The 24,591-nt window shown below is 72.9% G+C and carries 22 protein-coding genes; 8 read left to right on the top strand and 14 right to left on the bottom strand.

Going from position 1 to position 24,591, the window contains the following annotated elements:
* Positions 1-132 precede the first annotated feature (132 nt).
* The gene (locus ACFV9Q_RS06800; protein WP_377233740.1) at positions 133-630 is read right to left on the bottom strand and encodes a DUF1269 domain-containing protein; all 498 of its coding nucleotides are present in this window, start codon (positions 628-630) and stop codon (positions 133-135) included.
* 74 nt (positions 631-704) lie between these two features.
* Entirely contained in the window at positions 705-2,417 is a 1,713-nt protein-coding gene (locus ACFV9Q_RS06795; RefSeq protein ID WP_377233739.1) for a SulP family inorganic anion transporter, read from the bottom strand.
* Positions 2,418-2,540: 123 nt separating this feature from the next.
* Between ACFV9Q_RS06795 and ACFV9Q_RS06790 the strand changes: the two genes are divergently transcribed.
* Positions 2,541-3,218 (top strand): GAP family protein, encoded by a 678-nt coding sequence (locus ACFV9Q_RS06790; RefSeq protein ID WP_377233738.1) that lies wholly within the window; start codon positions 2,541-2,543, stop codon positions 3,216-3,218.
* A gap of 27 nt (positions 3,219-3,245) precedes the next feature.
* On the opposite strand, the gene ACFV9Q_RS06785 is transcribed toward ACFV9Q_RS06790, so the two are convergent.
* The gene (locus tag ACFV9Q_RS06785; RefSeq protein ID WP_377233737.1) at positions 3,246-5,108 is read right to left on the bottom strand and encodes a SulP family inorganic anion transporter; all 1,863 of its coding nucleotides are present in this window, start codon (positions 5,106-5,108) and stop codon (positions 3,246-3,248) included.
* Positions 5,105-7,423 (bottom strand): arylsulfatase, encoded by a 2,319-nt coding sequence (locus ACFV9Q_RS06780; RefSeq protein ID WP_377233736.1) that lies wholly within the window; start codon positions 7,421-7,423, stop codon positions 5,105-5,107. The genes ACFV9Q_RS06785 and ACFV9Q_RS06780 overlap by 4 nt, the downstream gene beginning before the upstream one ends.
* Positions 7,424-7,623: 200 nt before the next feature.
* Here ACFV9Q_RS06780 and ACFV9Q_RS06775 point away from each other — a divergent pair, with 200 nt between their 5' ends.
* A complete protein-coding gene (locus ACFV9Q_RS06775; protein WP_377233735.1) occupies positions 7,624-8,562 on the top strand; it encodes a DUF1214 domain-containing protein in 939 nt (312 codons plus the stop codon).
* 10 nt (positions 8,563-8,572) lie between these two features.
* Here the strand turns inward: ACFV9Q_RS06775 and ACFV9Q_RS06770 are convergent, their stop codons facing one another.
* The 4 genes from ACFV9Q_RS06770 to ACFV9Q_RS06755 all read right to left on the bottom strand — a co-directional run bounded on the left by ACFV9Q_RS06770 (position 8,573) and on the right by ACFV9Q_RS06755 (position 12,157).
* Complete coding sequence (locus tag ACFV9Q_RS06770) at positions 8,573-9,304, bottom strand: TetR family transcriptional regulator (protein ID WP_377233734.1); 732 nt, start codon at positions 9,302-9,304, stop codon at positions 8,573-8,575.
* A 129-nt stretch (positions 9,305-9,433) separates the two neighbouring features.
* Positions 9,434-10,252 (bottom strand): SDR family NAD(P)-dependent oxidoreductase, encoded by an 819-nt coding sequence (locus ACFV9Q_RS06765; protein WP_377233733.1) that lies wholly within the window; start codon positions 10,250-10,252, stop codon positions 9,434-9,436.
* Between the two features lie 61 nt (positions 10,253-10,313).
* A complete protein-coding gene (locus ACFV9Q_RS06760; RefSeq protein WP_377233732.1) occupies positions 10,314-11,066 on the bottom strand; it encodes an SDR family NAD(P)-dependent oxidoreductase in 753 nt (250 codons plus the stop codon).
* Entirely contained in the window at positions 11,063-12,157 is a 1,095-nt protein-coding gene (locus ACFV9Q_RS06755; protein ID WP_377233731.1) for an aldo/keto reductase, read from the bottom strand. Before ACFV9Q_RS06755 ends, ACFV9Q_RS06760 begins: the two co-directional genes overlap by 4 nt.
* 188 nt (positions 12,158-12,345) lie before the next feature.
* On the opposite strand from ACFV9Q_RS06755, the gene ACFV9Q_RS06750 reads away from it, so the two are divergent.
* Both ACFV9Q_RS06750 and ACFV9Q_RS06745 read left to right on the top strand, forming a co-directional pair.
* Positions 12,346-14,433 (top strand): SigE family RNA polymerase sigma factor, encoded by a 2,088-nt coding sequence (locus ACFV9Q_RS06750; protein ID WP_377233730.1) that lies wholly within the window; start codon positions 12,346-12,348, stop codon positions 14,431-14,433.
* Positions 14,434-14,513: 80 nt separating this feature from the next.
* Complete coding sequence (locus ACFV9Q_RS06745) at positions 14,514-15,404, top strand: aldo/keto reductase (RefSeq protein WP_377233729.1); 891 nt, start codon at positions 14,514-14,516, stop codon at positions 15,402-15,404.
* A gap of 15 nt (positions 15,405-15,419) precedes the next feature.
* Here the strand turns inward: ACFV9Q_RS06745 and ACFV9Q_RS06740 are convergent, their stop codons facing one another.
* Positions 15,420-16,367 carry a helix-turn-helix transcriptional regulator gene (locus ACFV9Q_RS06740; protein WP_377233728.1) on the bottom strand — a complete coding sequence of 316 codons (948 nt, stop codon included), beginning with the start codon at positions 16,365-16,367 and terminating at the stop codon, positions 15,420-15,422.
* Between the two features lie 764 nt (positions 16,368-17,131).
* On the opposite strand from ACFV9Q_RS06740, the gene ACFV9Q_RS06735 reads away from it, so the two are divergent.
* A complete protein-coding gene (locus tag ACFV9Q_RS06735; RefSeq protein ID WP_377233727.1) occupies positions 17,132-17,929 on the top strand; it encodes a hypothetical protein in 798 nt (265 codons plus the stop codon).
* Here the strand turns inward: ACFV9Q_RS06735 and ACFV9Q_RS06730 are convergent.
* The 3 genes from ACFV9Q_RS06730 to ACFV9Q_RS06720 are packed head-to-tail and all read right to left on the bottom strand — an operon-like array spanning position 17,926 to position 19,379.
* Entirely contained in the window at positions 17,926-18,276 is a 351-nt protein-coding gene (locus ACFV9Q_RS06730; protein ID WP_377233726.1) for a TraR/DksA family transcriptional regulator, read from the bottom strand. The two genes, ACFV9Q_RS06735 and ACFV9Q_RS06730, sit on opposite strands and share 4 nt — an antisense overlap.
* Positions 18,277-18,330: 54 nt before the next feature.
* Entirely contained in the window at positions 18,331-18,999 is a 669-nt protein-coding gene (locus ACFV9Q_RS06725; RefSeq protein WP_377233725.1) for an NUDIX domain-containing protein, read from the bottom strand.
* Entirely contained in the window at positions 18,996-19,379 is a 384-nt protein-coding gene (locus tag ACFV9Q_RS06720) for a DUF4406 domain-containing protein (protein WP_377229004.1), read from the bottom strand. The genes ACFV9Q_RS06725 and ACFV9Q_RS06720 overlap by 4 nt, the downstream gene beginning before the upstream one ends.
* Positions 19,380-19,421: 42 nt before the next feature.
* Between ACFV9Q_RS06720 and ACFV9Q_RS06715 the strand changes: the two genes are divergently transcribed.
* Positions 19,422-20,186: a DeoR/GlpR family DNA-binding transcription regulator gene (locus ACFV9Q_RS06715; RefSeq protein ID WP_377233724.1), complete on the top strand. Its 765-nt coding sequence runs from the start codon at positions 19,422-19,424 to the stop codon at positions 20,184-20,186.
* Between the two features lie 10 nt (positions 20,187-20,196).
* Here ACFV9Q_RS06715 and ACFV9Q_RS06710 read toward each other — a convergent pair whose 3' ends face one another.
* Positions 20,197-21,240 carry a zinc-binding dehydrogenase gene (locus ACFV9Q_RS06710; RefSeq protein WP_377233723.1) on the bottom strand — a complete coding sequence of 348 codons (1,044 nt, stop codon included), beginning with the start codon at positions 21,238-21,240 and terminating at the stop codon, positions 20,197-20,199.
* Positions 21,241-21,372: 132 nt separating this feature from the next.
* On the opposite strand from ACFV9Q_RS06710, the gene ACFV9Q_RS06705 reads away from it, so the two are divergent.
* Positions 21,373-22,239, top strand: a complete 867-nt coding sequence (locus tag ACFV9Q_RS06705) for a helix-turn-helix transcriptional regulator (protein ID WP_377233722.1) — start codon at positions 21,373-21,375, stop codon at positions 22,237-22,239.
* On the opposite strand, the gene ACFV9Q_RS06700 is transcribed toward ACFV9Q_RS06705, so the two are convergent.
* The gene (locus ACFV9Q_RS06700) at positions 22,236-22,958 is read right to left on the bottom strand and encodes an SDR family NAD(P)-dependent oxidoreductase (protein ID WP_377233721.1); all 723 of its coding nucleotides are present in this window, start codon (positions 22,956-22,958) and stop codon (positions 22,236-22,238) included. The two genes, ACFV9Q_RS06705 and ACFV9Q_RS06700, sit on opposite strands and share 4 nt — an antisense overlap.
* 365 nt (positions 22,959-23,323) lie before the next feature.
* Here ACFV9Q_RS06700 and ACFV9Q_RS06695 point away from each other — a divergent pair, with 365 nt between their 5' ends.
* Positions 23,324-24,580, top strand: coding sequence for a sodium:proton exchanger (locus ACFV9Q_RS06695; RefSeq protein ID WP_377233720.1), 1,257 nt, complete (start codon positions 23,324-23,326; stop codon positions 24,578-24,580).
* The last annotated feature ends 11 nt before the right edge of the window (positions 24,581-24,591 follow it).

The raw sequence follows: 24,591 nt of genomic DNA, 5'->3' as shown, positions 1-24,591 counted from the left end.
GGAATGTTTTGTAGGCCTGACGGATTTGGGAAACTCCCCCCACACCACACCGAGGGACTCTGTGTAAGGTCTGGGCTCCCCCTCAACGCCGGCTTCTGAGGGCGGCGCGAGGCCGGTGCCGGGACGAGGGGACTACTCCTCACCGAAGACCTCGCGGAGCGCGGTCTCCTGCTCCGTGCTGAGGTTGGTGAAGATGAGCTCGGGGGTCTCCTGGCCGGCGAGGGCGTCGCGCACCTTGTCGATGACCGCGTCGGAGGACATGAGGAAGAGCGCCGAGGTGCCGGGGGTGATCTCGTCGCGGACCCGGTTGATGAAGCCGTCGTCGATCCCGACGTCGGTGAGGGCGCCGCTCAGCGCACCGGTCGCGGCGCCGATGGCCGCGCCGAGCAGGGGAACGAAGAAGAGCAGGCCGAAGAGCATCCCCCAGAAGGACCCGCCGAGGGCACCCGCACCGGTCGTGGAGTTGAGCTGCTTGGTCTTGGGCTTCTTCGCCCCCTCGTCCCACCGCACGGTGGCGGCGTCCCGCACCGTGATGAGGTTCTCGCGGGCGAGCTGCTGGATCGTCGTCGAGGCGGTCTCCGCGCCCTCCGCGGACTTGAACTTCCAGACCGTCAGCGTTGCCTGAGCCATGTGGGTTCTCCTTGGGTGTCACGTGCGGCGGATCTGACGCTGCACACTCCAGTGCCCGCCGGGTCCGGGCGCCCTCACCCGTTCCTGGTGAACCCGCCCTCGTCGTCGTGCCGGCCGTTGCGGACGGCGTCGTCGAGCGAGGGGAACAGCTCGGGCTCGCCCTCCTCGCCCACGCGGGCCAGCACGTCGCGCACCTGGCCGATGCCCTCGGCCAGGGCCAGGTCGCCGCCGTCCCGCCTCAGGTCGGCGCGGAGCTGGACGAGCATCGCCGCCGCGGTCACGTCGATCGACGGCGTCGACCGTCCGTCCAGCACGACCAGCCGGAGACCGGACGTCGATGCCGCCAGCTCCCGCACGCGCGAGCGCACGTACTCGGCGTTCGCGAAGATCAGGGGGCCCTCGACCCGGACGACGAGCACGCCGGGCACGGTGGCGTAGTCCGGGTTGCGTCCCACGTCCACCCAGGGCCGGCCGACCTCCTTGCCCACCGGGGCCAGGGTCGCCACCCGCGGGCGCGAGGTCCGGGCCAGCAGCAGGACCAGGGACACGGCGATCCCGATCACCAGGCCGGGCAGCGTGTCGAAGACGAGCACCCCCAGCAGCGCCGCGCCCGCCGCCATGAAGTCCGCCCGGGCGGTGACCTGGTAGACGCGCGCCAGCCGGCCGGTCCGCACCTGCCACAGGCGGCGCAGGGACTTGACGTCGACCAGCTCGACGACGGCGGCCACGACCACCGCGGACAGCGTGGCCAGGGGCAGCTGCTCGAAGATGCCGGTCAGGAAGAGCAGGGTGACCACGGTCAGGGCGGCCGCGGTCAGCGCCGAGATCTGGGAGCGCGCGCCGGCGCCGGCGTTGACCGCCGTCTTGGACAGGCTCCCGTTGACGACCATGCCCGAGACGAACCCGGCGCCGAGGTTGGACAGGCCGAGGCCGACCAGCTCGCGGTTCGGGTCGACGTCGTACCCCCACTTGGCGGCGTAGGTCTTCGCCGCCCCGAGGCCCTCGGCGAAGCCGATGAGCATCAGGCCCACCGCGCCGCCGAGCAGCTCCGCGAACTGCGCCGCCGTCACGTCGGGCACCCCGACCTGCGGCAGCCCCGAGTCGATGTGGCCGACGACCGCGAGGCCCCGGTCGCCCAGCCCGAACAGGATGGTGGCGCCGATGGCGAGCAGCACCACCACGAGCGAGCCCGGCAGGAACGGCATGGTGCGGCGCACCAGCACCAGGGCCGCCAGGCTGGCGAGCCCGACCGTGATGGTCAGCGGGTCGATGTCGCCGAGCTGGCCCAGCAGGGCCCAGGTCTTCTCGAAGAAGCTGCCGGAGCCGCCCTCGACGCCGATCAGGTCGGGCACCTGGCCGATGATGATCGTCAGGGCCAGGCCGATGATGAAGCCCTTGAGGACCGGTTCCGAGATGAACGCGGCGAGGAAGCCGAGGCGGAGCAGGCCCGCCAGGATCGCGACGATCCCCGTGGCGAGGGCGAGCGCCGTCGTCAGCGCGACGGGGTCGCCGTCCGCGCCCGCGACGCTCGCCACGATGCCCGCCGACAGCGCGGCGGTCGCGGACATCGGCGACACGACGAGCTGGCGCGAGGTGCCCGCGATCGCGTAGAGGGCCAGCGCGGGCACGGCCGCGTAGAGGCCGACGACGGGCGGGACGCCGGCGATGGTCGCGTAGGCGAGCGCCTCCGGGACGAGCACCGCCCACACGGCGAGGCCGGCGACGATGTCGGGCCGGAGCCACGAGCGCTGGAAGCCGGAGAACGACGGACCGACGAGTCTGGCCACGGGTGCGCGCCTCTCGGTAGGGGCAGGGGCAGCTGACTGCGCAGACGGTAGGCAGGGACCGGATGCCCCAGGTCACCCGTTAGGGGTGACCGCCACGGGCCCCGTGTCGTCGAAGGTCGCGACATGGGGGACATGCTGGTGGCGTTGCTGCCCGAGATCGTCGGCCTGGCGGTGACGCCCGCGGCGATCATCGCGTGCCTCCTGCTGCTCGGGTCGGTGCGGCCCTATCGCAACGTCGCGGTGTTCGGCGGCACCGTGCTGGTGGTCTACTCGGTGCTCGGGGTCGTCGCCCTCGTGATCGGCAACGCGACGGGCGCGCGGAGCGCCGGCCCCGCCGGCGCGGGCTGGGTCAGCCTCGTGGTGGGCGTCCTGTTCCTGGCCGTCGGGCTCGTCGCGGCGACCAGGCGCCCGGCCCCGGAGTCGGCGGGACGGGCCGACGCGATGCCGGCGTGGGCGCGCAAGCTGTCCGTGCCCACGGTCCCGGTGCTCATGGGTATAGCGGTCGTGCTCGCCCTCGTGAACCCCAACGTGGCGATCCTGGTCTCGGGCCTGACCACCGTCGTGACCTCCGACGTCCCCCTCGGGACGCAGGAGCTCGGCGTGCTGATCCTCGTCGTGGCGAGCGTGCTGGACTACGTGATCCCGACCGCGCTCTACGCGGCCGCTGGGATCCCCGGGCGCCGTCAGCTGCGCGACCTGCGGTTCTGGCTGATCCGACGCGACCGGGTCATCGGCGCGGTCGTGCTGCTGGTCTTCGGCGTGATCTTCACGGCGCGCGGGCTGTCCCGGCTGCTCGCCTGATCCCTGCTCGCCCGCTCCCGGCGGGTCTCAGGACTCTTCGGCGGGTTCTTCGGCAGGGGCCGGCTCGACCCGGTGGACGACGTCGTCGCTGTCGTCGTGGCCGCCGTCGCGGCGACGCTCGACCGCCGCGAGGGCCGCCCGGGTCGACTCGCCCAGACGCGGCGTCGCCCGGCGGACGTGCGCGCCGGCGAGGGTGCGCACCGTGCCGTCGCGTTCCCAGGCGTCGGCGACGTCCGGGTCCACGCCCGTGAGGTAGAGCGCGCCGTCCGCCCGGGCCAGCGAGCGGGCGTAGTCGCCGATCACCTTGAGGAACGTCGCCCCGAGCGTGGTGCGGCCGCGCAGGCGCAGGACCACCACGGGGCCGTCGTCCGAGCCCGTCGGTTCGCGAGTCGGCTCGGCCTGCGCCGGTGCGGGCAGACGGCGCTGGAGCGTGCGGGCGCCGGCGTAGAAGAGGGAGCCGTACGCCTCCAGGACCACGGTCTCGCCGGCCGACACGGTCCGGGGCGGGTCGGACTCCACGACGTGCCCCGCCGCGTCCCGGGCCAGGCGCACGACCCGGAGGTCGAGGGCCTCCTGGTTGAGCTGCAGGAGGAGCGAGACGATGACGCCGACGCCCACGGCCTGGGCCACCGGCAGGACGAGGACCGCGACGAAGGTGGCGGTCATGGCGAGCGCCGGGATCCGGCCCGCGCGCGCGACGGCGACGAGCTCCCGGGGCGTGACGGCCTTGGCCCCCGCGTAGATCAGGATGGCCGCCAGCGTGGGCATGGCCACCTTGCCGACCAGGCCGGAGAAGGCGAGCAGGATGATCGCCATCCAGATCCCGGACCAGATGCCGGCCCACCGGCTCGCGGCGCCGGCGGTGACGTTCAGCGCCGTCTGCCCGACGGAGCCCCCGACGGGCTGGCCGCCGAACAGGCTGGACAGGGTGTTGGCGATGCCCTGGGCGGCGAAGTCGCGGCGCGTCGAGCTGGGCGAGCCGTCCGTGTCGGGTACGGCCTCGGCCACGCCCGCGCCCTGGATGAGCACGAGCGCCGCGACCGCCGCCGCGCCGCCGACCAGGTCGACGCTCAGCAGGCTCAGGTCCGGCAGGGCCGGCAGCGGCAGTCCGTTCGGGATCCGGCCGGTGTCCTCGACCAGCGCGACCGAGGTGGCGCCCAGGAGCAGGACGCCGAGCGTGGGCAGCAGCAGGGCGAGCAGGGAGCTCAGCACCGACAGGCGGGTCAGGCCGAGGAGCACGAGGAGGGCGAGGGCCGCCGCGCCGCAGAGCGCGGCGGCCGGCTCGGCGTCGGCCAGGTGCGTGACGGTGTACCAGGCCTTGGTGACCGACACGGAGCCCTGCGCCTGGATGCCGAGCAGGTCCGGGATCTGGCCGAGCACCATGTTCACGGCGATGCCGGTCAGGAACCCGAGCATCACCGAGTACGAGACGAACCGGATGTAGCGGCTCAGCCGCGCCAGGGCGGCGCCGATCATGAGCAGGCCGGCCAGCAGGGTCAGCAGGATCATCGCGGCGGACCGGTCGCCGTCGGCGTACGGGGCGAGCGCGGAGCCCGCGGCCAGGGCTGCCGCGCTCGTCGTGGTGACGACCATCAGCCGGGTCGAGCTGGTCAGGCCCCCGCCGATCGGGCCCACGAAGGACGCGTAGAGCCCGTGGGCGGGGTTGACGCCGGCCAGGACGCTGGACGCCATCCCGTCGGGCACGCTGGAGATCGCGCCGGGCAGGCCGGCGATGATGTCGTCGCGCAGGTGCCGGCGGCGCGGCAGGACCTCGGCGGTCTCCGCCCGGACGCGCCGGCGGGCGCGCCGGGCGGCCCGGCGCACCCGCGGCCCGAACAGCGACGCGAGGTCGCGCTCGCCCGCGCCGCCGTCCCCGCCGGTCCCGGTCATTCGCGGGCCAGCGCCGCGGCCGCCTCCCGCTCGAGGTCGAGGTACTGCTCCTCGCTGACGTCGACCCCGACGCCCAGGATCGTGCCCCCGGTGAACCGGAACGGCGCCTGGTACAGGCGGCTGACGGGGTCCGCGCTGTCGTAGCCGACACAGAGGCCGTCGCCGCACAGGGTGAACTTGCCGACCTGGGCGCGCATCGGCGCCTCGGCCACGACCTCCTCCCCGACGAAGAGCCGGGCCCGGCCCACGGACTCGCCGTGGTCGCCCGCCGACTCCCGCACGAACTCCACGCCGAGCACGGCCTTGCCCGGTTCGAGCACGTCCGAGGTCAGCACCTGCTCGGGCTGGATGCCGAGGAAGTTGTAGACGTAGTGCAGGCGGTGGTCCTTGACGAAGAGCGTGTGCCCGCCGAAGCGCGACCCGTGCGCGAAGAGGACGCCCTCGGCGTCCGGCGTGAGGTCGACGTCGGCCACGATCTTGTACGAGCGTCCGCGGATGTTGACCGCCACCCCCTCGGGCACGGGGGCCGCGTCCGGGTAGTAGACGTACCGGCTGCGGGGCGCCTCGGCCTGCGGGCGGTCGACCGTCAGCTGCTCGACGGCGGACCGGTCGTCCAGGGGCAGCACGTCGTTGCGCTCCGCCTCCTCGAACCAGGCGGCGATCAGCTCGCGCAGCTTCTCGGGGTGCTCGGCGGCCAGGTCGTGCGCCTCGGCGCGGTCCTCGTCGACGTGGTAGAGCTCCCAGGCGTCCTGGTCGAACCGGCCGTGCCCGCTGATCGGGGCGTGGACCGCCGCGGCCTTCCAGCCGTCCTTCCAGATGGCCCGGGTGCCGAGCATCGCGTAGTACTGGCGGTCCTTCGTGGTCGGCGCGTCGCCGTCGTCGAAGCTGTAGCGCATCGACACCCCGTTCAACGGATGCTGGGGGACGCCGCGGTAGGTGTCGGGCATCTCGACGCCCGTCACGTCCAGGATGGTCGCCACGATGTCGGTCGCGTGGTGGTACTGGTGACGCACCGACCCGCGGGCCCTGATCCCGGCCGGCCAGTGCACGACCATCGGGTCGCACGTGCCGCCCGAGTACTGGGCGTAGCGCTTGAACATCTGGAACGGCGTGGAGAACGCGGCCGCCCAGCCGGTGGGGTAGTGGTTGTACGTCTCCGGGCTGCCCAGGACGTCCAGGTACCCGAGGTTCTCCGCGAGGTCGTCAGGGAAGCCGTTGAAGAACTTGTTCTCGTTGACCGACCCGTTGGGGCTGCCCTCGCCGGACGCGCCGTTGTCGGCGCAGTAGAAGACCAGCGTGTTGTCCAGCTGCCCGGTCTGCTCCAGATAGTCGATGACCCGGCCGATCTGCGCGTCCGTGTACTCGGAGAACCCGGCGAACACCTCGGCCATCCTGCTGAACAGGCGCTTCTCGTCGTCGCTCAGCTCCGCCCAGGGCCGCACGTGGTCTGCCGGGTTGGCGGCGTCCGCCGGCAGCGGGTCCAGCGGCGTGAGGTCGGTGCCCTCGGGCACGATGCCGCGCTCGATCATCCGGGCCAGCACCCACTCGCGGTAGGCCTCGTACCCGTCGTCGAACATGCCCTTGTACTTGTCGATGTACTCCTGGGGTGCCTGGTGGGGCGCGTGGTTGGCGCCCGGGCAATACCACATGAACCACGGCTTGGACGGGTTGGAGGAGTTCTGGTCCCGCAGCATCCGGATCGCCTGGTCGGCCAGGTCCTTGGAGAGGTGGTAGCCCTCCTCGGGGGTGTAGGGCGGCTCGATGAACCGGTTGTCCTCCACCAGGTCGGGGTACCACTGGTTGGTCTCGCCGCCGAGGAACCCGTAGAAGCGGTCGAAGCCCTTCTGCAGGGGCCACTCCGAGCGGCTGCCGCCGCTCGCGATGTCCTCCTCGGGGACGTTGTGGTCCTTGCCCAGCCAGAACGTGGACCAGCCGTTGTCCTGGAGCACCTGGCCGATGGTCGCGCACTCGGCGGGCAGGCGGCCCGCCGCGCCGGGGAAACCATTGGTGGCCTCCATGATCGCCGCGCACCGGTTGACGTGGTGGTTGCGGCCGGTCAGGAAGACGGACCGGGTGGGGGAGCACAGGGCCGTGGTGTGCCACTGCGAGTAGGTCAGGCCGCCCGCCGCCAGCCGGTCGAGGGTCGGCATGGAGATGCGGCCCCCGTAGGTGGACCACGCGGCCATCCCGGTGTCGTCGTAGAGGATCACCAGGACGTTCGGTGATCCCTCCGGCGCCTTCTTCAGCTCGTAGGGGGCCCAGTCCGGGACGGAGTCCCGGACGTCGAGCTCGATACGACCGTTGAACTCCACCATGTTCTCCACCTCACGTGTTGGTGACGACTGCGTTGGTGACGACGACGGTCATCGTCCGCGGCCCGTCTGCCCGGGCGGGTCACCTGGATCGGGTGACGCCGGGCCTCCTCGCCGTCCTCACCCGGTTCTCGCGAGGGCGGGCGGCACGGTGGCGGATACGGTCCGAGCCTGGAGTTCCCGCAGATCCGGAGGTGCCGTCGATGATCACCGTCACGAACGAGAACTTCGTCCGAGCCGAGACCAACCGGATGCTCGTGGGCATCCAGGCCCAGGCCGGCGGCGTGAACCGGTGGAGGCACAACCGGGAACCCGCCTCGGTCGACGAGCAGACGGTCATCCGGATGAACCGCGACACCCTGTACAGCTTCGCCGTCGTGAACATCTCCGAACCCGCGACGGTGACCGTCCCGGACGCCCGGGGCCGGTACCTGACGGTCATGGTCGTCAACCAGGACCACTACATCAACCGCATCCTCACCGAGCCGGGCGATTACCCGCTGACCATGGTCGAGTTCGACACCCCGTACGTCGTCCTGGTCGCCCGGATCCTCGTCGACGCCACCGACCCGGACGACGTCGCCGAGGTGAACGCCCTCCAGGACGGCTTCGCCCTGCAGGCCGCGGACGGCGAACCTCTCGTGCTGCCGGCCTACGACGAGGAGTCGTTCACCGCGACCCGCGAGGCGCTCCTTGCCGAGTCGGCCCATGGCCTGGACACCCACCGCATGTTCGGGGCCAAGAGCGAGGTCGACCCGCAGCGCCACCGGATCGGCACCGCGGGCGGCTGGGGCGGCCTGCCGGAACGGGAGGCGTTCTACGCCGGCGTCGCGCCGCACCTTCCCGTCGGCCGGTACGCCCTCACCGTCAAGGACGTCCCCGTCGATGCCTTCTGGTCCGTCACGGTCTACGGAGCGGACGGGTTCCTGCACAAGAACGGGCTGGACGCGTACAGCGTCAACAGCGTCTCCGGGACCACGAACGCCGACGGCTCGATCACGGTCACCTTCGGGGGCGGCGCTCGCGACCCGAACCCGTTGCCCCTGGACGAGGGCTGGAACTACACCGTCCGCATGTACCGGCCACGACCCGCGATCCTCGACGGGTCGTGGGTGTTCCCGGCGTGCGAGCCGGTCACCTGACGCCGGCTCGTCACGCCGTCGGGCCGATCGTCGACAGGCCGGCGACGGCCACCTGCAGGGTGCGGTCGAGCCGCGCGGCGAAGTCCACCTTCGTGGGGGCGAGCCGCGAGTCCCGCAGCGCCTCGGCGACGGCGTCCGACGGCTGGGCGAACGGCCAGAGCCCCGCGGTGTACACCACGGTCAGGGACACGAGTTCGCGCGCCTCGGCCCGGGTGGGCGCGGTCGTGCTGGTCGCCGTCCCGGTGGGCGCGGCGAGGTGGCGGTGGAGCAGGTCCGCCAGGTCGTCGAGCAGCCGGGTGTGCGTGAGCTTGAACTCCAGCGCCGTCTCGGTGGAGATGTTCCGTTCGAGCTCGGGTCCGAGCGCGCTGAGCAGTCCGCACAGGAGGGGCCGGGCGGCCAGCGACCGTGCCAGGGTGCCCGTGACGACGGCGGTGTCGGCGGCGGTGCTGGTGGTGGCGGCGTCCGCGGTCTCCAGGGCGGACAGCTCGCCCGCCAGGTCCGCGGTCCACTGTGCGAGCGAGCGGTTGAGGAGCTCGAAGAAGACCGCTTCCCGGGTCTCGAAGTAGCGCACGACGTTCGTCTTCGACAGCCCGACGCGGCGGCTGAGCTCGCGGAGGCTGATCTCCCCGACCGGCATCTCGTGCAGCAGCTCGGCGGCGGCGTCGAGGATGGTCTGCTGGCGGATCTCGCGCTGCTCGGCGCTGCGGGCGCGCTGGAAGCCTGTGGTCGGGCTGTCTGTCATCGTCGCTTCCTCAGTGAAGGTCTCCTGCGGTCGAGGGTGCCGCCTGCGAGCAACCATAGGCGCACGGGTCCGGACCTGTGTCGCAGGTCCGGACCCGTGGGTCTGCAGCTGCAGGTCCGGAACCGTGGGTCAGACGGACTCGCTCACGTGCCGCCACGCGGCGTCGCCCGCAGCGAGGGTGTCGGCCACGAGCTGACCGACCCGCACGGCGTCCTTCCCGAGGAGCAGGCGCAGCGGCGGCTCGTCGGCCTCGACGACGTCCAGGAGGATCTGGGCGACCCGCCGCGGGTCGCCGGCCTGCTTGCCGTCGGCCGCTCGTTGCCGCGCGATCGCCGGCTCGATGACCTCCTGGTACGGCTCGCTGACCGCCGGGGTGGCCATGGACGAACCGGCCCAGTCCGTGCGCATGGCGCCCGGCTCGGCGACGGTGACCTTGATGCCGAGGTGGGCCACCTCCTTGGCCAGGACCTCCGAGAAGCCGCCGACCGCCCACTTGGCGGCCTGGTAGGCGCCGAGGCCGGGACCCCCGATCCGCCCGCCGACGGACGAGATCTGGATGATGTGGCCCGCGCCCTGCTCGCGGAGAACCGGGAGGGCGGCGCGGGTGACGTTGACGACGCCGTAGAGGTTGGCGTCGATCTGGGCGCGGAAGGCCTGCTCGGACATGTCCTCGATTGCCGCCATGTCCGCGTAGCCCGCGTTGTTGACGACGACGTCCAGGCGGCCGTAGGCCTCCACGGCGACATCGACGGCCCGGCGTGCGGCCTCGGCGTCGGTCACGTCGAGGGTGACCAGCCGGATCCGGTCGCCGTACGTCTCGGCGAGGTCGGTCAGCGGTTCGGTACGGCGGGCCGTGGCGACGAGGTTGTCCCCGTTCGCCAGGACGGCCTCGGCGACGGCGCGGCCGAGTCCGCGGGAGCTGCCGGTGATCAGCCAGGTCTTGCTCATGATGATGCCTCTGTCTCGTTCTCGTGGGTGGGGGTGGGGGTGGGACGGTGTGGTGGGTGGGTCAGACGAGGAAGCCGCCGTCGACGGCGAGGTGCGCGCCGGTGATGTAGGAGGCCTCGTCCGAGAGCAGGAAGGCGACGGCCTGCGCCACCTCCGTGCCGGTGCCGAGCCGGCGCGCCGGGATCTTCTCCGCGATCCGCGCGACCTCCTCCGGGTTGCCCTGCTGCCGCGGGACGGGGATGACGCCGGGCTGGACCTCGTTGATGCGGATGCCGTGCTGCGCCCAGTCGGCGGCGGCCGCGCGCGTCAGCCCGCGCAGGCCGTGCTTGCTGGCGCTGTAGGCGGCGCGGTGGGACAGGCCGCGGTCGGCGAAGACGCTGGAGATGTTGACGACGGCGCCGCCGCCGGCGGCCCGCATGGCGGGGATCTGGTACTTCAGCCCGTAGAAGGTCCCGGAGAGGTTGGTCGCGAGGGTCGCGTCCCACTCGTCCTCGGGAAGGTCGGGGACGTCGAAGTGGGCGCCGGAGGTGCCCGCGTTGTTGACGGCGAGGTGCAGCGCGCCGAAGTGGCGGACGGTCTCGGCGACCGCCTGCTCGACGGCGCGCGGATCGCCCACGTCGGCGGGCAGCGCGAGCGCGCGGCCCCCGCTGCCGGTGATCTCGTCGGCGAGCTGCTCCAGCGGGCCGCTCGACCGGCTCACCAGGGCGACGCCGGCGCCGCGGGCGGCGAGCAGCCGTGCGATGTCGGATCCGATGCCGCTTCCCGCGCCGGTGACGAAGGCGGTCCGGCCGGCGAACTGGTCGTCGTAGTTCATGAGTTGCTCCTGTTCGTTGCTGTGGTGTCGTCGAGCGAGGGGTCGTCGAGCGAGGGGGTGTTGCGCGAGGGGGTGTTGAGCGCGCCGTAGCGCGCGCCCGCCACGCGCGCCGGGTCGAAGAGCGCGTCCAGGCGGGCCGTGTCGTCCGCGCTGAGCCGGACCGAGGTGGCGGCGACGTTCTCCCGCACCTTCGCGATGCGCCTGGAGCCCGGGATCGGGACGACGTCGTGGTGCCGGGCCAGCAGCCAGGCGAGGGCCGTCTGGCCGGGCGTCGCGCCGAGGTCGGCGGCGATCCGCTCCAGCCCGTCCACCAGCCGGCGGTTCTGCTCGAAGTTGGCGCCCTGGAACTTGGGCAGGGTCGAGCGGAAGTCGTCCTGGCCGAACGCCGGCCGGGCGAAGGCCCCGGTCAGCATGCCGCGCCCGAGCGGGCTGTACGGCACGAGGGTGACACCCAGGCGCCGGCACTCCGTGAGCACCTCGGCCTCGACCCCGCGTTCCCAGAGGGAGTACTCGCTCTGGAGCGCCGCCACGGGGTGGACGGCATGCGCCCGGCGCAGGATCTCCGGGGTGACCTCGCTCAGCCCGATCGCCCGGAGCTTGCCCTCGGCCACGAGCTCCGCCATGGCGCCCACCGTCTCCTCGACGGGCACCGCCCGATCGAGCCGGTGGTAGTAGTACAGGTCGATCCGGTCCGTGCCGAGCCGCTCCAGGCTGGCCTCGCATGCGGCCCGGACGTACTCGGGGCGGCCGTCGAAGGTGCTGCGGCCCTCGGGGGTCGGCCGGGCGGAGAACTTGGTCGCGAGGACCGCCCGGTCCCGGCGGCCACGCAGGGCCTGACCGAGCAGCCGCTCGTTGTGCCCGAAGCCGGCGACCGGCGCTCCCGGGCGGGCGCTGCTCGCCCCGTAGTAGTCCGACGTGTCGAACAGCTCCACGCCGAGCTCGATCGCGTCGCGGATGGTGCCGACCGACGCGCCCGGGTCGGCCGTCCCGTAGAACTGCGACATGCCCATCAGGCCCAGACCGATGGGCCGCACGGCGATGTCGGAGCTGCCCAGCCTGGTGCGGGCGACAGGTGCTGCGTCGTCGTCCATGGTGCGAACCGCCTTCCGTGGGTGCTGATCCGGCGACCATAAGAGGCCGCTGGAACTTTATGATTCGAGATTAAAGTGCCAGTGGCCTCTTGTCGAGGCGCACGGGTGTGGGCCACGTCACGGCGAGAAGCCGGCCGCCGTGCGGATACGGTCTCAACCTCTGAGGATCCCGGCGCGTGGGTAGGGGCATGAAGACACTTGCGGGAGAGCGGGTCGAGGTCCGCGTGGGTGGCGGGTCGCGGGACGCGGAGTTCGTCGCGTTCGTGGAGGAGGACGGCCCGTACCTGTTTCGGACGGCGTTCTTCCTGGTGGGCGAGCGGGCCCTGGCCGAGGACCTGGTCCAGGGCACCTTCGAGCGGGTCTACCGACGCTGGGACGCGGCCCGGGCCGGGAACCCGCGCGCGTACGCGCGGAAGGTGTTGGTCAACCTCAGGACCGACGCGTGGCGCCGGACGCGGCTGACCGACGTCCCGGGTGACGACAACGTGCCGGTCGATCACGCGGACGACCACGCCGTGCAGGTCGCGCTCCGGGACGAGCTCGCCCGGGCGCTGGGAAGTCTCTCGCCGCAGCAGCGCCGCGTCGTGGTGCTGCGGCACGTCCTCGACCTGCCGGAGGAGCAGGTCGCCCGCGAGATCGGGCGGTCGGTCGGCACCGTCAAGGCCGCGAGCTCCCGGGGCCTCGAACGGCTCCGCTCGCTCCTGACCGACGCGGACCCGGGCGCCGCGGACGAGCCGGTGTTCGACGGCCGCGAGACGCTGACCCGCAGCAAGGCCGCGGCGGCGCGGCAGACCCGCCGTGTCGCGGCGCTCGGCGCCGCCGCCGTCGCGGTGTGCGCCTTCCTCGCGTTGGTCCTGCACGGCCCGGTCGGGGTGCCGGTGCTGGATGCCGTCGCCGGCCCGGCGCACCGCTGGCTCGTGGAGACGTTCCGTCTGCCCGCGGTCGACAGCGACAGTGACGACGGCCCGGTCCGGGACGCCCGCGCGGTGACCGCGAAGGACGACGCCGTCGGGCTGGGCGACGTCGACATCCCCGCGATGGCGGCCGCCGCCCCTGACTGCGCCGGGCAGGACCTGCCCACGCCGGACGCGACCAGGACCATCCCGGTCCCCGCGGACGCCCCGACCGGTGACTTCACGATCGTCCGCGCGCTCGACGCCGAGGACGCCCGTCCGGCGGTCGAGTGCGTCGACTACGTCACCGACCACCGCCTGGACCTGGGGACTCCTCCTGACGTCATGGCCGGTTCGGACCCCAGCGTCCCGTTGGCTGTCCGCCGCGACGGGACCCTGGTCGTCAGGCTGGCCCGGCCCGACGTCGGACCCGGCTCCGAGCCGGTCACCGCGCTGGCGCGGCCGGCGGCCACGGGCTCGGCCGACGAGCCCGCGCTGGAGCACTGGCAGCTCACGGCGGCCTCGCCGGGTGCGGACAACGAGCCCAGCGAGTACGACGGCGTCGGGGGTGCTGTCCTCACCGACACCCAGGTCGCCTGGACCAGGGAGCTCAAGGACGGGTCGGTCCTGGTCAAGGCGCAGGGGCCGGACGGGGAGGTCCGTACCGTCGCGAGCTACCCGAAGGATCCCGACCGGTACGTCTGGCAGATCGCCGCAGGAGGGGAGACCCTGGCGATCCTGCACATCGAGGACGACAGCGCGGCCGGCGCGGACTGGTGCGGAGGGAGAATCGACCTGGTCGACCTGGGTGCCCCCGACGCCGACGCCGACGTCGTCCGCGACGCGGTCACCGACGTCTGCGCGATCTCCGACAGCGACCACGGTGTGGTCGTGTCCCGCAATCCAGCCGAGGGGCCCAGCACGATCGGTCTGCTCTCGGCGGGCTCCGGCCTGCGCGACCTCGTACGGCTGGACCAGGACGCGGTGTGGAACCACTTCGCCTACCTGTCCGGGGACACGCTGCTGTTCGACCAGGGCCGGTGGATCGTGGCGCTCGACACGGGCACGCGCGATGCCACGGTCGTCCTGGAGGATTCCGCGTGGACGGTCAGCGCGTTCGACGACGGCGTCCTCTGGGCCGACGGCGACAACATCTACTTCCTGCGGTTGGAACCGCGGGACGGCGTGGCCGCACCGGCCCTGACCATGCTCGGGCCGGGACCGAACGCGGACGGGACCGCGTGGCTGGACGTCGCGGCCGGTGCGAACCGTGTCGTCTGGATCGAGTACGACCGCGCCCAGATGGAGGGCTTCCAGAGCCAGGACTCCTGGAGCTACGCCGAGCTGCGGCAGACCCTGGTGTACACGCGGACGTCCTGGTGACGTCGCCGGCAGGGCGGACGGGGCTCCGGGGTAACGGCAGAACCTCCCACGACCGCCGGACCGTACGTAGCGTGGAGGGCATGACGAGCTCCATCCCCACCCTGAACCTGAACAACGGTGTGGCGCTGCCTGCCCTGGGGTACGGCGTCTTCCAGACCCCGCCCGCGGAGACGGTCGCCGCCGTCGAGACCGCGCTGCGCACCGGCTACCGGCACATCGACACGGCTGCCGCCTACGGCAACGAGCGGGAGGTCGGCGCGGCGATCCGCCGCTCCGGCGTCGACCGGTCCGAGATCTTCGTCGAGACGAAGGTCTGGATCAGCGACTACGGGTACGACGCCACGCTGCACGCGTTCGACAAGAGCGCGGGCAAGCTCGGCGTCGAGACGATCGACCTGCTGATCCTGCACCAGGCGCTGCCGAGCCGGTTCGACCTGACGATCGAGGCCTACCGCGCGCTGGAGACCCTGCTCGCCGACGGGAAGGTCCGCGCGATCGGCGTCAGCAACTTCATGCCCGACCACCTCGCGCGGCTCGCCGAGGCGACCACGGTCGTGCCGGCCGTGAACCAGGTGGAGGTGCACCCCTACTTCCGGCAGCCCGAGGTGCTCGAGGCGGACGCCGCCGCCGGGATCCTCACCCAGGCGTGGTCGCCCATCGGCGGCATCACGTTCTACCGCGACGCCGGCCACACCAGCACGCTCGAGGACGCCACGATCGTGGGTATCGCGAAGTCCCACGAGCGGACGCCGGCCCAGGTGATGCTGCGCTGGCACCTGCAGCAGGGCCGCTCCGCCATCCCCAAGTCGGTCACGCCGCACCGCATCGCCGAGAACTTCGACGTATTCGGCTTCGAGCTGACCGGCACCGAGCTGGCCGCGATCGACGCCCTGGACACCGGCCGCCGCGGGGGCCCGGAGCCCTCCGACGTCACGCTCGAGACCTTCGGCCGCGAGATCCCGGAGGCCTGAACCCGCGGCGGAGCGTCAGCGGGCGAGCGTCTGGGCCGGTCGCTCGCCGTAGGCGGCCCGGTAGGCGGTCGCGAAGTGGCCGAGGTGGACGAAGCCCCAGCGGCGCGCGACGGAGGCCACGGTGGTGGTGTGCGGGTCGGCGTACACGAGGTCGCGGTGGGCCCCGTCGAGGCGGGCCTGCCGCAGGCGCTCGCGCGGCGTGACGTCCAGGTGACGCCGGAACGCCACCTGCAGGCCGCGCGTGGACAGGCCGACCGCCCGCGCGACGTCGTCGACGGTGATCGGCTCGTGCGCGTGCTCGTCGATGAACGCGGTCGCCCGGCGCACGGCGACCGGAACCCCACGCGGCGCGGGAACCGTGGGAAGGTCGGCCAGCACGATGTTCGGGAACGAGTGCAGCAGGGTGAGCGCGAGGTGGTGCAGGAGCGAGCGCTGCAGGATCGGGCTGTCCAGCGTCGCGCTGTGCTCCCGCATCAAGGTCCCGACGAACCGGGCGGTGTCCTCCCAGAGGCGGCCGTGGGCGTCGTCCACCGGGGTGCCCGCCGTGAACAGGTGGGACGGCTGGTCACGGCCGGCGAGGACGGCTGCCACGGACCGGACGTAGGCACGATCGACGGAGAACCCGTCGGCGTGCAGCTGGTCCCACTGGACGTTGACCGGTGAGGCGTCGTCGAACAGCACCGCTCCCGTGACCGGCAGCTCCTGTCCGGCGTGCCGCAGCCGGCCCGCGCCCCTCAGCGAGAAGGCCAGCACCTGCTCCGGGGAGGCCAGCTCCCCTTGACCGGCCCAGTCGATCGAGTAGCCGACCGAGGACACGCCCGGCATCACCGCGGTGCGGAGCACGAAGTCGCGGAACATCGGAAGGGGGCGGAGCGCCACGCCCGGGAAGATCGTGTCCATGAGCTCTTCCATGGCGGCGGGGTCGTGCGCATGGAGCTCCGCCGCTGTCACCTCGTTGCCCATGCGACGATCGTGGCCTTGGCCTGCGCTCACTCGCATCCCGTTGCCGGGTGATCAATGCCAGGAACGCGCCGCCGGGCCGGGCTGGGTGCGCGTGCGGGCACCGCGTGTACGCGCTGAGGCACAGGCGGTTCCGACGGCGCGGCGCTCCTGCGGGAAGGACGCGTCGACCCGGTGGCCGACGCCGCCGCAATGCGCGCCTGACCAGCGACGGCGTCGCTGTGGGGTGATCGTGCGGAGCATGTCCGGCCGGTGCCTGGGCCTCGGTCCAGGCCGGGTCTCATCCGAACGCATCAAACCAAGAGTGACCTTTCGGGCAATGCGGGCGTCTGGCGTCCCTGGTTCGCGGGCGGGCGGCAGAACGTCTTCATACTCTGAAGGCGCGTGCCCTGGCGTCGCAGGGAGGGCCTCTCAAGGTTGAGACCGCACGCGATCCCCGCTGCAGCCGGGGATGCCCAGTACGACGGCAAGGCGCCCCGCCTCCCCAGAGGGCGGGGTTCCTTGTTTCAGCGCAGGCAGAATTCTTGACCGGAGGTCTGTCGTGGATCCGCGACGAGATCCGCGGGGCGACATCGAGACCCTGATCCTCAGCTTCGAGAGTCAGGGCTGGGTGGGGCGCTGGCTCGAACATCGGTCTGGTCGACGCTGTACGCCGCGGGGTGCGCCGACTCCCGCCGGCCGGGCAGCGCGTCGTGGGTCGCCCACGAACGCCAGCTGACGCTCGCCTGAGCGCAGGTGCCCTGTCGCAATTGCCCTATGTTTCTCGCGTGACGATCCCACCAGTCCTGCGCGAGTCATGGCACGCCCCCGAGTTCTGGGCGCGGTACACGTTCGCCCACGAGGACGGGCCGGGCGCGGACCGGCTCGGTGCACTGCAGGACGTGCTGGACGCGGAGGACGAGCTCGACGACATCGACGACGACGGCGAGGAAGCTGCCGACGAGGACCCTGCCGACGACGACACGTCGCTCGACGTGGCCTTCGAGGTCGGCCCCGGCCATCACGTGGTGCTGAGCGTCGACGTCTCCATCGACCTCCACAGCCTCGGCGTCACCACGCCCGGCACGGCCGAGCCGGCCGAGCTCGGCTGGGACGACATGGCGCACTGGCACCCGTACGCGCTGCGCTGGTCGGAGCTCGACCTGATCTGCCGGGCGATCGCCGCCAGCAGCCCCGAGCAGCCCGCCGGTCTGGCGCTGGCCCTGCTGTGCCGCTTCGCCGCCGTCTTCGAGGACGACGACGTGGACCAGGCCGTCGCCGCCGTGGAGGAGGCCTACGCCGCCCTGCGCCCCGCCGACTGGGACGGCTACTGGCCGCGCGGCACCGACTGGCTCGAACGCGCCGACTTCCGCGGCGAGGGCGTCACGTGGCAGCGCGACGACGCCGGCGACCTGTGGGCCGTCCAGCACGACGCCGACGCCCAACCCTTCTACAGCACCCGGGTCGGACCGGACCCGGGCACGGACCCCGACCCGGGCACGGGCGAAGGCTTTCCCCACGCCCAGCTCCGGGCCGTGCTGGACGCCGCGCGGGCGACGCTCGGCCGGTCGGCGACCGACCGCTAGCCCGCCGCGGCGCAGACGATGCAGGTGCGGGCCGTCGGCCGCGCGAGCAGGCGCTCGCGGGCGATGGCTCCTCCGCAGCGCTCGCAGCGGCCGTAGGTGCCGGCGGCGATCCGCGCGAGCGCGGCGTCGACGTCGGCCAGGTGCTCCCTGGCCGCGGCCAGCAACGTGCTCGCCTGCGAGCGCTCGAACGCGATCGTCGACCCTTCGGGGTCGTGCTCGTCGTCGGACGCGGAGAGCTGACTCGCCTCCACCATGGAGGCGATGCTCCCGGTCAGGGAGGCGATCAGCTCCGAGGTGCGCTCGCGGTCGGCGACCAGCAGCTCGCGCACCTCAGTGATCTGATCCATCGCCTCGCCGCCCTCCTCACCATGAGCCCTTCCCATGATGGACCCTCTTGACGATCATGCGGCCCGGGCGAACGGGCCGTCCAGCGCTGCCCACTGCAGCAGCAGGATCGTCTTGCCGTCGACGATGCGGCCGTCGCGGGCCATGGCGAGGGCCTCGGTGAACGGCACCTCCAGGACCTCGATGTCCTCGCCGTCCTCCTCGAGCCCGCCGCCGGCCCCGGTCCGGTCGGCCGGCGTGTACGGGGCGGCGTAGTAGTGGAGGCGCTCCGTGACGGAGCCGGGGCTCATGTACGCGTCGAGCACGTGGGTGAGCTCCCCGAGGATGACGCCGAGCTCCTCGGCGGCCTCCCGGCGGATCGCGGTGTCCGGGTCGTCGGCGTCGAGCAGCCCGGCGGCCGCCTCGACGAGCATGCCGTCGGGATGCCCGTTGACGTAGGCCGGGTAGCGGAACTGTCGCGTGAGCAGCACGCAGTCGCGCGCGACGTCGTAGGGCAGGACGACGGCGCCGTTGCCGCGGTCGTACGTCTCGCGCTGCTGGGTCTCCCACCGCCCGTCGCGGCGCCGGTAGTCGTATGTGGTGCGGCGCAGGACGTGCCAGCCCTGGGACGTGAGCTCGACGTCGCGGATCACGACGCCGGGGTTGCGGTCCAGGCCGCGCCCGGCCTGGTCGAGGCCCGTGCGTCCGCGGTGGTCCGGGACGTCGACGCCGGGGCGGCCCGTCACGCGATCTCCTGCGGGGTGAGGCGGGGGATCTCGGCCACGTCGTGGTAGACGGGCAGGCCGCGGCGACGGGCGATCGCGACGTCCTGGTCGGCGCCGGCGGAGTCGCCGGGCAGGCGTAGCACGGCGTCGCAGCGGGCGAGCAGCCGTTCGGCCGTCGGGTACAGGACCTCGTCGGCCAGGGGGTCGGTCGGTCCCGCGCCGGCGGAACGCAGGACCGGCAGGGCCACCCATTCCCCGATCATCGGGAGGTGGCCGGCGGCGAACACCGGCCACGCGGCGGCCTCCAGCCGGGCGAGGTTGGCGGCCATGGCGCGCGGGTCGTTGCCGGTGCCGGAGCGGTAGGGGCCGGCGATGAGGATGAGCAGAGGCTTGTCGGTCACGAGTGCTACCGTACATGCAGAAACGTGCAACAACGGGAGAGAATGCGAATGCTGGCCGCCGAACGTCGAGATCACCTGCTCGCACTGCTGGCCCGTGAGGGCAAGGTCGTCGCCAAGGATGTGGCCGCCGACCTGGGGATCTCCGAGGACAGCGTGCGGCGCGACCTGCGGGATCTGGCCGCCGAGGGCCTCGTCCAGCGGGTCTACGGCGGCGCGCTCCCGGTCTCGCCCGCGGTGGTCGACTACGCGGCCCGGCAGTCCGTCGCTCCCGACGGCAAGCGCGCGGTCGCCGCGGTGGCCGCCGGGCTGGTGCGTCCCGGCGGGGCGGTGATCCTCGACGGCGGCACCACGGCGCTCGCCGTCGCCCACGCGCTCCCGCCGGACCTGCGGTGCACCGTGATCACGCACAGCCCGACCATCGCGGTGGCCCTGCTGGACCACCCGGCCGCCGAGGTCTACCTGCTCGGCGGCCGGGTCTTCAAGCACTCGGCCGTGGCCTACGGCGCCGCCGCCGTCGAGGCGGCCCAGAACGTCTCCGCCGACCTCTGCCTGCTCGGCGTCACCGGGGTGCATCCCGAGGCGGGCCTGACCACGGGGGACGCGGAGGAGGCGGCGATGAAGCGGGCCCTGTCGGCGCGGGCCGCGGAGACCTACGTCCTCGCCTCGTCGGAGAAGATCGGGACGGCGTCGCGGTTCCGGGTGCTGCCCTGGGGCAGGGTGACCGGGGTGATCACCGACGCCGACCCGCACGACGCGGTCCTCCGGCAGGTCCAGGAGCTGGGCGTGGAGGTCCTGACCGCCGGCTGAGGCGAAGCGGTCAGACGGTGACGAGCACCTTCAGCGCCTCGCGCGCGTCCATCGCCGCGTACCCGGCGGGCACCTCGTCGATCGACACGGTGCGGTCGAACACCCGGCCGGGCTCGATCGTGCCGTCGAGCACGAGCGGGATGGCCTGCTCGATGTAGGCGCGGACCGGGGCGGGCCCACCGGTGAGCGTGATGTTCCGGCCGAACAGCGAGCCGAAGCCGACCGGCGCGTCCTCGTACTGCGGCACGCCGACGCGGGAGATCACGCCGCCGGCCCGCACGACCCCGACCGACTGCGTGTAGGCGGGCATGTGGCCCACGGCCTCCAGGACGACGTGGGAGCCCTCGCCGTTGGTCAGGTCGACGACCCGCGCGATGCCCTCCTCGCCGCGTTCGGCGACGACGTCGGTCGCGCCCCACTCCCGGCCCAGGTCCGTCCGCGCCTGGTGGCGGCCCATGAGGATGATGCGCTCGGCCCCGAGCTGCTTGGCGGCGAGCACCGCGGAGAGGCCCACGGCGCCGTCCCCGATCACGGTGACCGTCTGGCCCGGCCGGATCCGCGCCAGGTGCGCGGCGTGATAGCCGGTGAGGTAGACGTCCGAGAGGGTCAGGAGCGACGGCAGGACCGCCTCGTCCTTCTCGGTCACGCCGGGCACGGGCACGAGGCTGCCGTCGGCGAGCGGGATGCGGGCCAGCTCGGCCTGCAGCCCCGGAGTCTCCGGGGTGGCGTAGAAGCCGCCGTGCGGGCAGGCGGTCTGGAAGCCGTCCCGGCAGATCGGGCAGGTGTTGTCCGAGAACGCGAACGGCGCGATCACGAGCTCGCCCGGGCGGACGGAGGTGACGGCGGAGCCGACCTCCTCGACCACGGCGAGGAGCTCGTGCCCCATCGTCTGGCCGTGCTCGGAGCCCGGCATCGAGTGGTAGGGGTGCAGGTCGGAGCCGCAGACGCAGGTGCGCACGGTGCGCACGACGGCGTCGGTGGGCAGCAGGATGCTCGGGTCGGCGACGGTTTCGACGCGGACGTCGCCCGCGCCGTACATGACGGTGGCCTTCATGGTGTGTGTGGTCCCTCGGTCGGTGCGGTGTCCCGTTCAGTCTTGGCGGCGGCGCGGGGGAGAGGGAGTCCCTGGCGTGGGGTGTACCGACAGGGCACCCCGCGCCCCGGGCGCCCGACCTAGCCTGGAGGCATGGACAACCGTGCAGAGGTCCGCGAGTTCCTCATGACGCGCCGCGCCCGGCTCACGCCCCAGGACGCCGGCGTCCCCGCGGGGACGCAGCGCCGGGTCGCCGGGCTGCGCCGCAGCGAGGTCGCGGCGCTCGCGGGCGTCAGCGTCGAGTACTACGCGAAGCTGGAGCGCGGCGCGCTGGGCGGCGCGTCGGCGGCGGTCCTCGACTCCCTGTCGCGCGCCCTGCACCTCGACGACGCCGAGCACGCCCACCTGCTCGACCTCGCGCGTGCGGCCGACGGCATCCCGTCCTCGGGGCGCAGCCGCCGTCGGGCCGCCCGCCCGGGGGTACCGCGGCCGAGCCTGCAGTGGATGCTCGACTCCATCACGGACTCCGTCGCCATCGTCCGCGACCAGCGGCAGGACCTCGTCGCGGTCAACACCCTGGGGCGCGCCTTCTGGTCGCCGCTGATCGGGGACGGCGGCCGGACGCCGAACCTCGCGCGCTTCCAGTTCCTGGACCCCGCGTCCCGCGAGTTCTACCCGGACTGGGACCTCTTCGCCGGCATGTGCGTGGCCATCATCCGCGCCGAGGCCGGCCGCGACCCGCACGACAAGGGCATCCAGGACCTCGTCGGCGAGCTCTCGACGCGCAGCGAGACGTTCCGCACGCTGTGGGCGGAGCACGACGTCCGCACGCACGGCACCGGTACCAAGCGGTTCCGGCACCCCGTCGTCGGCGACCTGACGCTGGTCTACGAGGAGCTCGCCCTCACGGCCGAGCCAGGCCAGGTGATGCTCGTCTACAGCGCCGAGCCCGGGTCGCCGTCGGCCGAGGGCCTGCGCCTGCTCGCGTCCTGGTCGGCCGCTCAGCCGCGGCCGGCCTAGAGCGTGGTGCCGGTCTCCTGCGCCAGTGCCGCCAGGAGCCGGTCCTGGAACGCCACGTCGAGGGCCGCGGGGTGCGGCTGCTGCCGTTCCTGGTGGTACCAGTAGCCGCCGGTCGTCAGTGCTTCCGGGTCGTCGCTGGTGACGAGCCACTCCTGCGTGCGGTGCCCCAGCTCCAGGTCGTCCGGTGCGCCGGCCCCGCCCATCCGGGTGGGGACCCACCCGGGGTCGACGGCGTTGCTCGGCACCCCGGGGCGCAGGCGCGCGACGGCGGCCGCCAACGCGGTGACGAACAGCTTGCTGTCGCCGTACGAGCCCGGCGTCCGCCCCTGCCAGTCGACGCCGTCGAGCACCGGCCGGCCGCTGAAGTGGGAGCCGCTGCTCAGGTAGACGAGGCGACGGGGCCCGGGCATCAGGGCCGTGAGCAGGTATGGGGCGACGACGTTGACCGGCATGACGGCGCGCCCGCTCCACACACCGGCGTTGTGGATCACCGCGTCCGGCGGGGTCTCGGCCAGGGTGGCGGCGAGCTCGCGGACGTCGTCCCGCTCGCCGAGGTCCCCGACGACGAGCCGGGCGCCGCGGTCGACCAGCGGCGCCAGGGTCTCGGCGCGGCCGGCGTTCCGGCCGTGCACCACGACGTCGTGGCCCTGGTCCAGGAGGGCCTCGGCCGCGAGGCGGCCCAGGCCGTCGGCGGAACCGGTCACGAGAATTCGGCTCATGGGTCGATCATCCCCCGGAAATGACCCGCCCGGAGGCGGGCACCGCCTTTTCCGACGGCTTTCCTGAAGTCATTCTTCGGCCGTCCGAAAATGCTTCTTCCCAGGTCAGGGGTGTCAAAGTTCCGTGATCGGCGCCACTGGGCCGAACTGTTCACGCGGGCCGGAACCGTCGATATGGTCAGAGCAGCGAAGGGGAGTAGCCCGGCCGGAGCGTGTTTCCGGCAGAGGCGGTCGACATGCTGGCGCGGTGCGCCCGGCCGCCTCGCCGCGGTCCGCGGTGGGCGAGACCTTCGACCAGTCGTCCTTTCTGGTCGAAGGTCCGCACGCCCTGAGCGCGGCCCTCGACCGCTGCCCAGGAGGTCCCCGTGCCCGCTGCCGCCGTCGAGCAGGTCTCCCGCCCCGCACCGCCCGGCAAGACCCCCGGCATGCGCACCCTGGTGCGCTCGCTCGCGATCACCCTGGCGATCATGGCGCCCGCCCTGTTCCTGCGCCTGTCGTCCACCCACCCCGCGCCGGTGCTCTCCCTGGTCCTGTTCGGCGCGGCCGTCGTGGCCGCCTCGTTCGTGCTGGCGTGGGCGGCGGAGGCCGCCCAGGTCGACGTCTCGGGCGGGTTCGCGATCGCGGTCCTGGCGCTGATCGCGGTGCTGCCCGAGTATGCCGTCGACCTCTACTACGCGTACACGGCCGGGTCCGACCCGACGTACGTGCAGTACGCGGCCGCCAACATGACCGGGTCCAACCGGCTGCTCCTCGGGCTGGGCTGGCCCCTGGTCGTGCTCGTCGCGCTGTACGTCGCCGGCCGGCTGGGCAAGAAGCCCGCCGCCGCGCTCGCGCTGGAGCCCGGCAACCGGCTGGAGCTCGGCTTCCTGCTGATCGCGGGCGTCGCCGCCTTCGTGATCCCCGCGACCGGCCACATCCACCTGGTGCTCGGCGTCGCGCTGATCGCCTGGTTCGGCTTCTACATGTACAAGCTCACGCGCGGCGAGGCCGAGGAGCCTGACCTGATCGGCACCGCCGCCGCCGTCGGGAGCCTGCCGCGGCGGGCGCGCCGGACCACCGTCGTCGCCCTGTTCGTCCTGGCCGCCGGCGTGATCCTCGCCTGCGCGGAGCCGTTCGCCGAGTCGCTCGTGGAGTCGGGGTCGCAGCTCGGCGTCGACGAGTTCCTGCTGGTCCAGTGGCTCGCCCCGCTCGCCTCGGAGGCGCCCGAGTTCATCATCGCGGTGCTGTTCGCGTCGCGCGGCAAGGGCACCGCGGCCATCGCGACCCTGATCTCCTCGAAGATCAACCAGTGGACCCTGCTGGTCGGCTCCCTGCCGATCGCCTACCTGCTCGGCGGCGGCACCGCGTCCCTCGCACTGGACACCCGGCAGGTCGAGGAGGTGCTGCTCACCGCCACGCAGACGATGATGGGCGTCGCGATCCTCCTCGCCCTGCGGTTCCACCGCTGGTCGGCCTGGACCCTGCTCGGCCTGTTCGCGGTCCAGTTCGCCGTGACGTCCACGACCGGCCGGTTCGCGCTGTCGGCGGTCTACGCCGCGGTCACAGTCGTCCTCCTGGTCGTCCGGCGCGAGCACGTCCTGCCGACGCTCGCGGCGCCCTTCCGGCGCACCGGGGCGCGGTGACGCTCGCCCCC

This window comes from Promicromonospora sp. NPDC059942 (assembly GCF_042731755.1).
Classification (GTDB): Bacteria; Actinomycetota; Actinomycetes; order Actinomycetales; family Cellulomonadaceae; genus Promicromonospora.
The sequence above is the reverse complement of the archived record's forward strand: the minus strand, read 5'-3'. Positions and strand labels throughout refer to the sequence as shown.

Excerpts from the sequence above, each read along its gene's own strand:
- ACFV9Q_RS06740 (WP_377233728.1), bottom strand. The coding sequence starts at position 16,367 with ATGGGCAACGAGGTGACAGCGGCGGAGCTCCATGCGCACGACCCCGCC.
- ACFV9Q_RS06730 (WP_377233726.1), bottom strand. The coding sequence starts at position 18,276 with ATGGATCAGATCACTGAGGTGCGCGAGCTGCTGGTCGCCGACCGCGAG.
- ACFV9Q_RS06785 (WP_377233737.1), bottom strand. The coding sequence starts at position 5,108 with ATGACCGGGACCGGCGGGGACGGCGGCGCGGGCGAGCGCGACCTCGCG.
- ACFV9Q_RS06770 (WP_377233734.1), bottom strand. The coding sequence starts at position 9,304 with ATGACAGACAGCCCGACCACAGGCTTCCAGCGCGCCCGCAGCGCCGAG.
- ACFV9Q_RS06780 (WP_377233736.1), bottom strand. The coding sequence starts at position 7,423 with ATGGTGGAGTTCAACGGTCGTATCGAGCTCGACGTCCGGGACTCCGTC.
- ACFV9Q_RS06715 (WP_377233724.1), top strand. The coding sequence starts at position 19,422 with ATGCGAATGCTGGCCGCCGAACGTCGAGATCACCTGCTCGCACTGCTG.
- ACFV9Q_RS06775 (WP_377233735.1), top strand. The coding sequence starts at position 7,624 with ATGATCACCGTCACGAACGAGAACTTCGTCCGAGCCGAGACCAACCGG.
- ACFV9Q_RS06790 (WP_377233738.1), top strand. The coding sequence starts at position 2,541 with ATGGGGGACATGCTGGTGGCGTTGCTGCCCGAGATCGTCGGCCTGGCG.
- ACFV9Q_RS06710 (WP_377233723.1), bottom strand. The coding sequence starts at position 21,240 with ATGAAGGCCACCGTCATGTACGGCGCGGGCGACGTCCGCGTCGAAACC.
- ACFV9Q_RS06700 (WP_377233721.1), bottom strand. The coding sequence starts at position 22,958 with ATGAGCCGAATTCTCGTGACCGGTTCCGCCGACGGCCTGGGCCGCCTC.
- ACFV9Q_RS06800 (WP_377233740.1), bottom strand. The coding sequence starts at position 630 with ATGGCTCAGGCAACGCTGACGGTCTGGAAGTTCAAGTCCGCGGAGGGC.
- ACFV9Q_RS06705 (WP_377233722.1), top strand. The coding sequence starts at position 21,373 with ATGGACAACCGTGCAGAGGTCCGCGAGTTCCTCATGACGCGCCGCGCC.
- ACFV9Q_RS06765 (WP_377233733.1), bottom strand. The coding sequence starts at position 10,252 with ATGAGCAAGACCTGGCTGATCACCGGCAGCTCCCGCGGACTCGGCCGC.
- ACFV9Q_RS06750 (WP_377233730.1), top strand. The coding sequence starts at position 12,346 with ATGAAGACACTTGCGGGAGAGCGGGTCGAGGTCCGCGTGGGTGGCGGG.
- ACFV9Q_RS06755 (WP_377233731.1), bottom strand. The coding sequence starts at position 12,157 with ATGGACGACGACGCAGCACCTGTCGCCCGCACCAGGCTGGGCAGCTCC.
- ACFV9Q_RS06745 (WP_377233729.1), top strand. The coding sequence starts at position 14,514 with ATGACGAGCTCCATCCCCACCCTGAACCTGAACAACGGTGTGGCGCTG.
- ACFV9Q_RS06760 (WP_377233732.1), bottom strand. The coding sequence starts at position 11,066 with ATGAACTACGACGACCAGTTCGCCGGCCGGACCGCCTTCGTCACCGGC.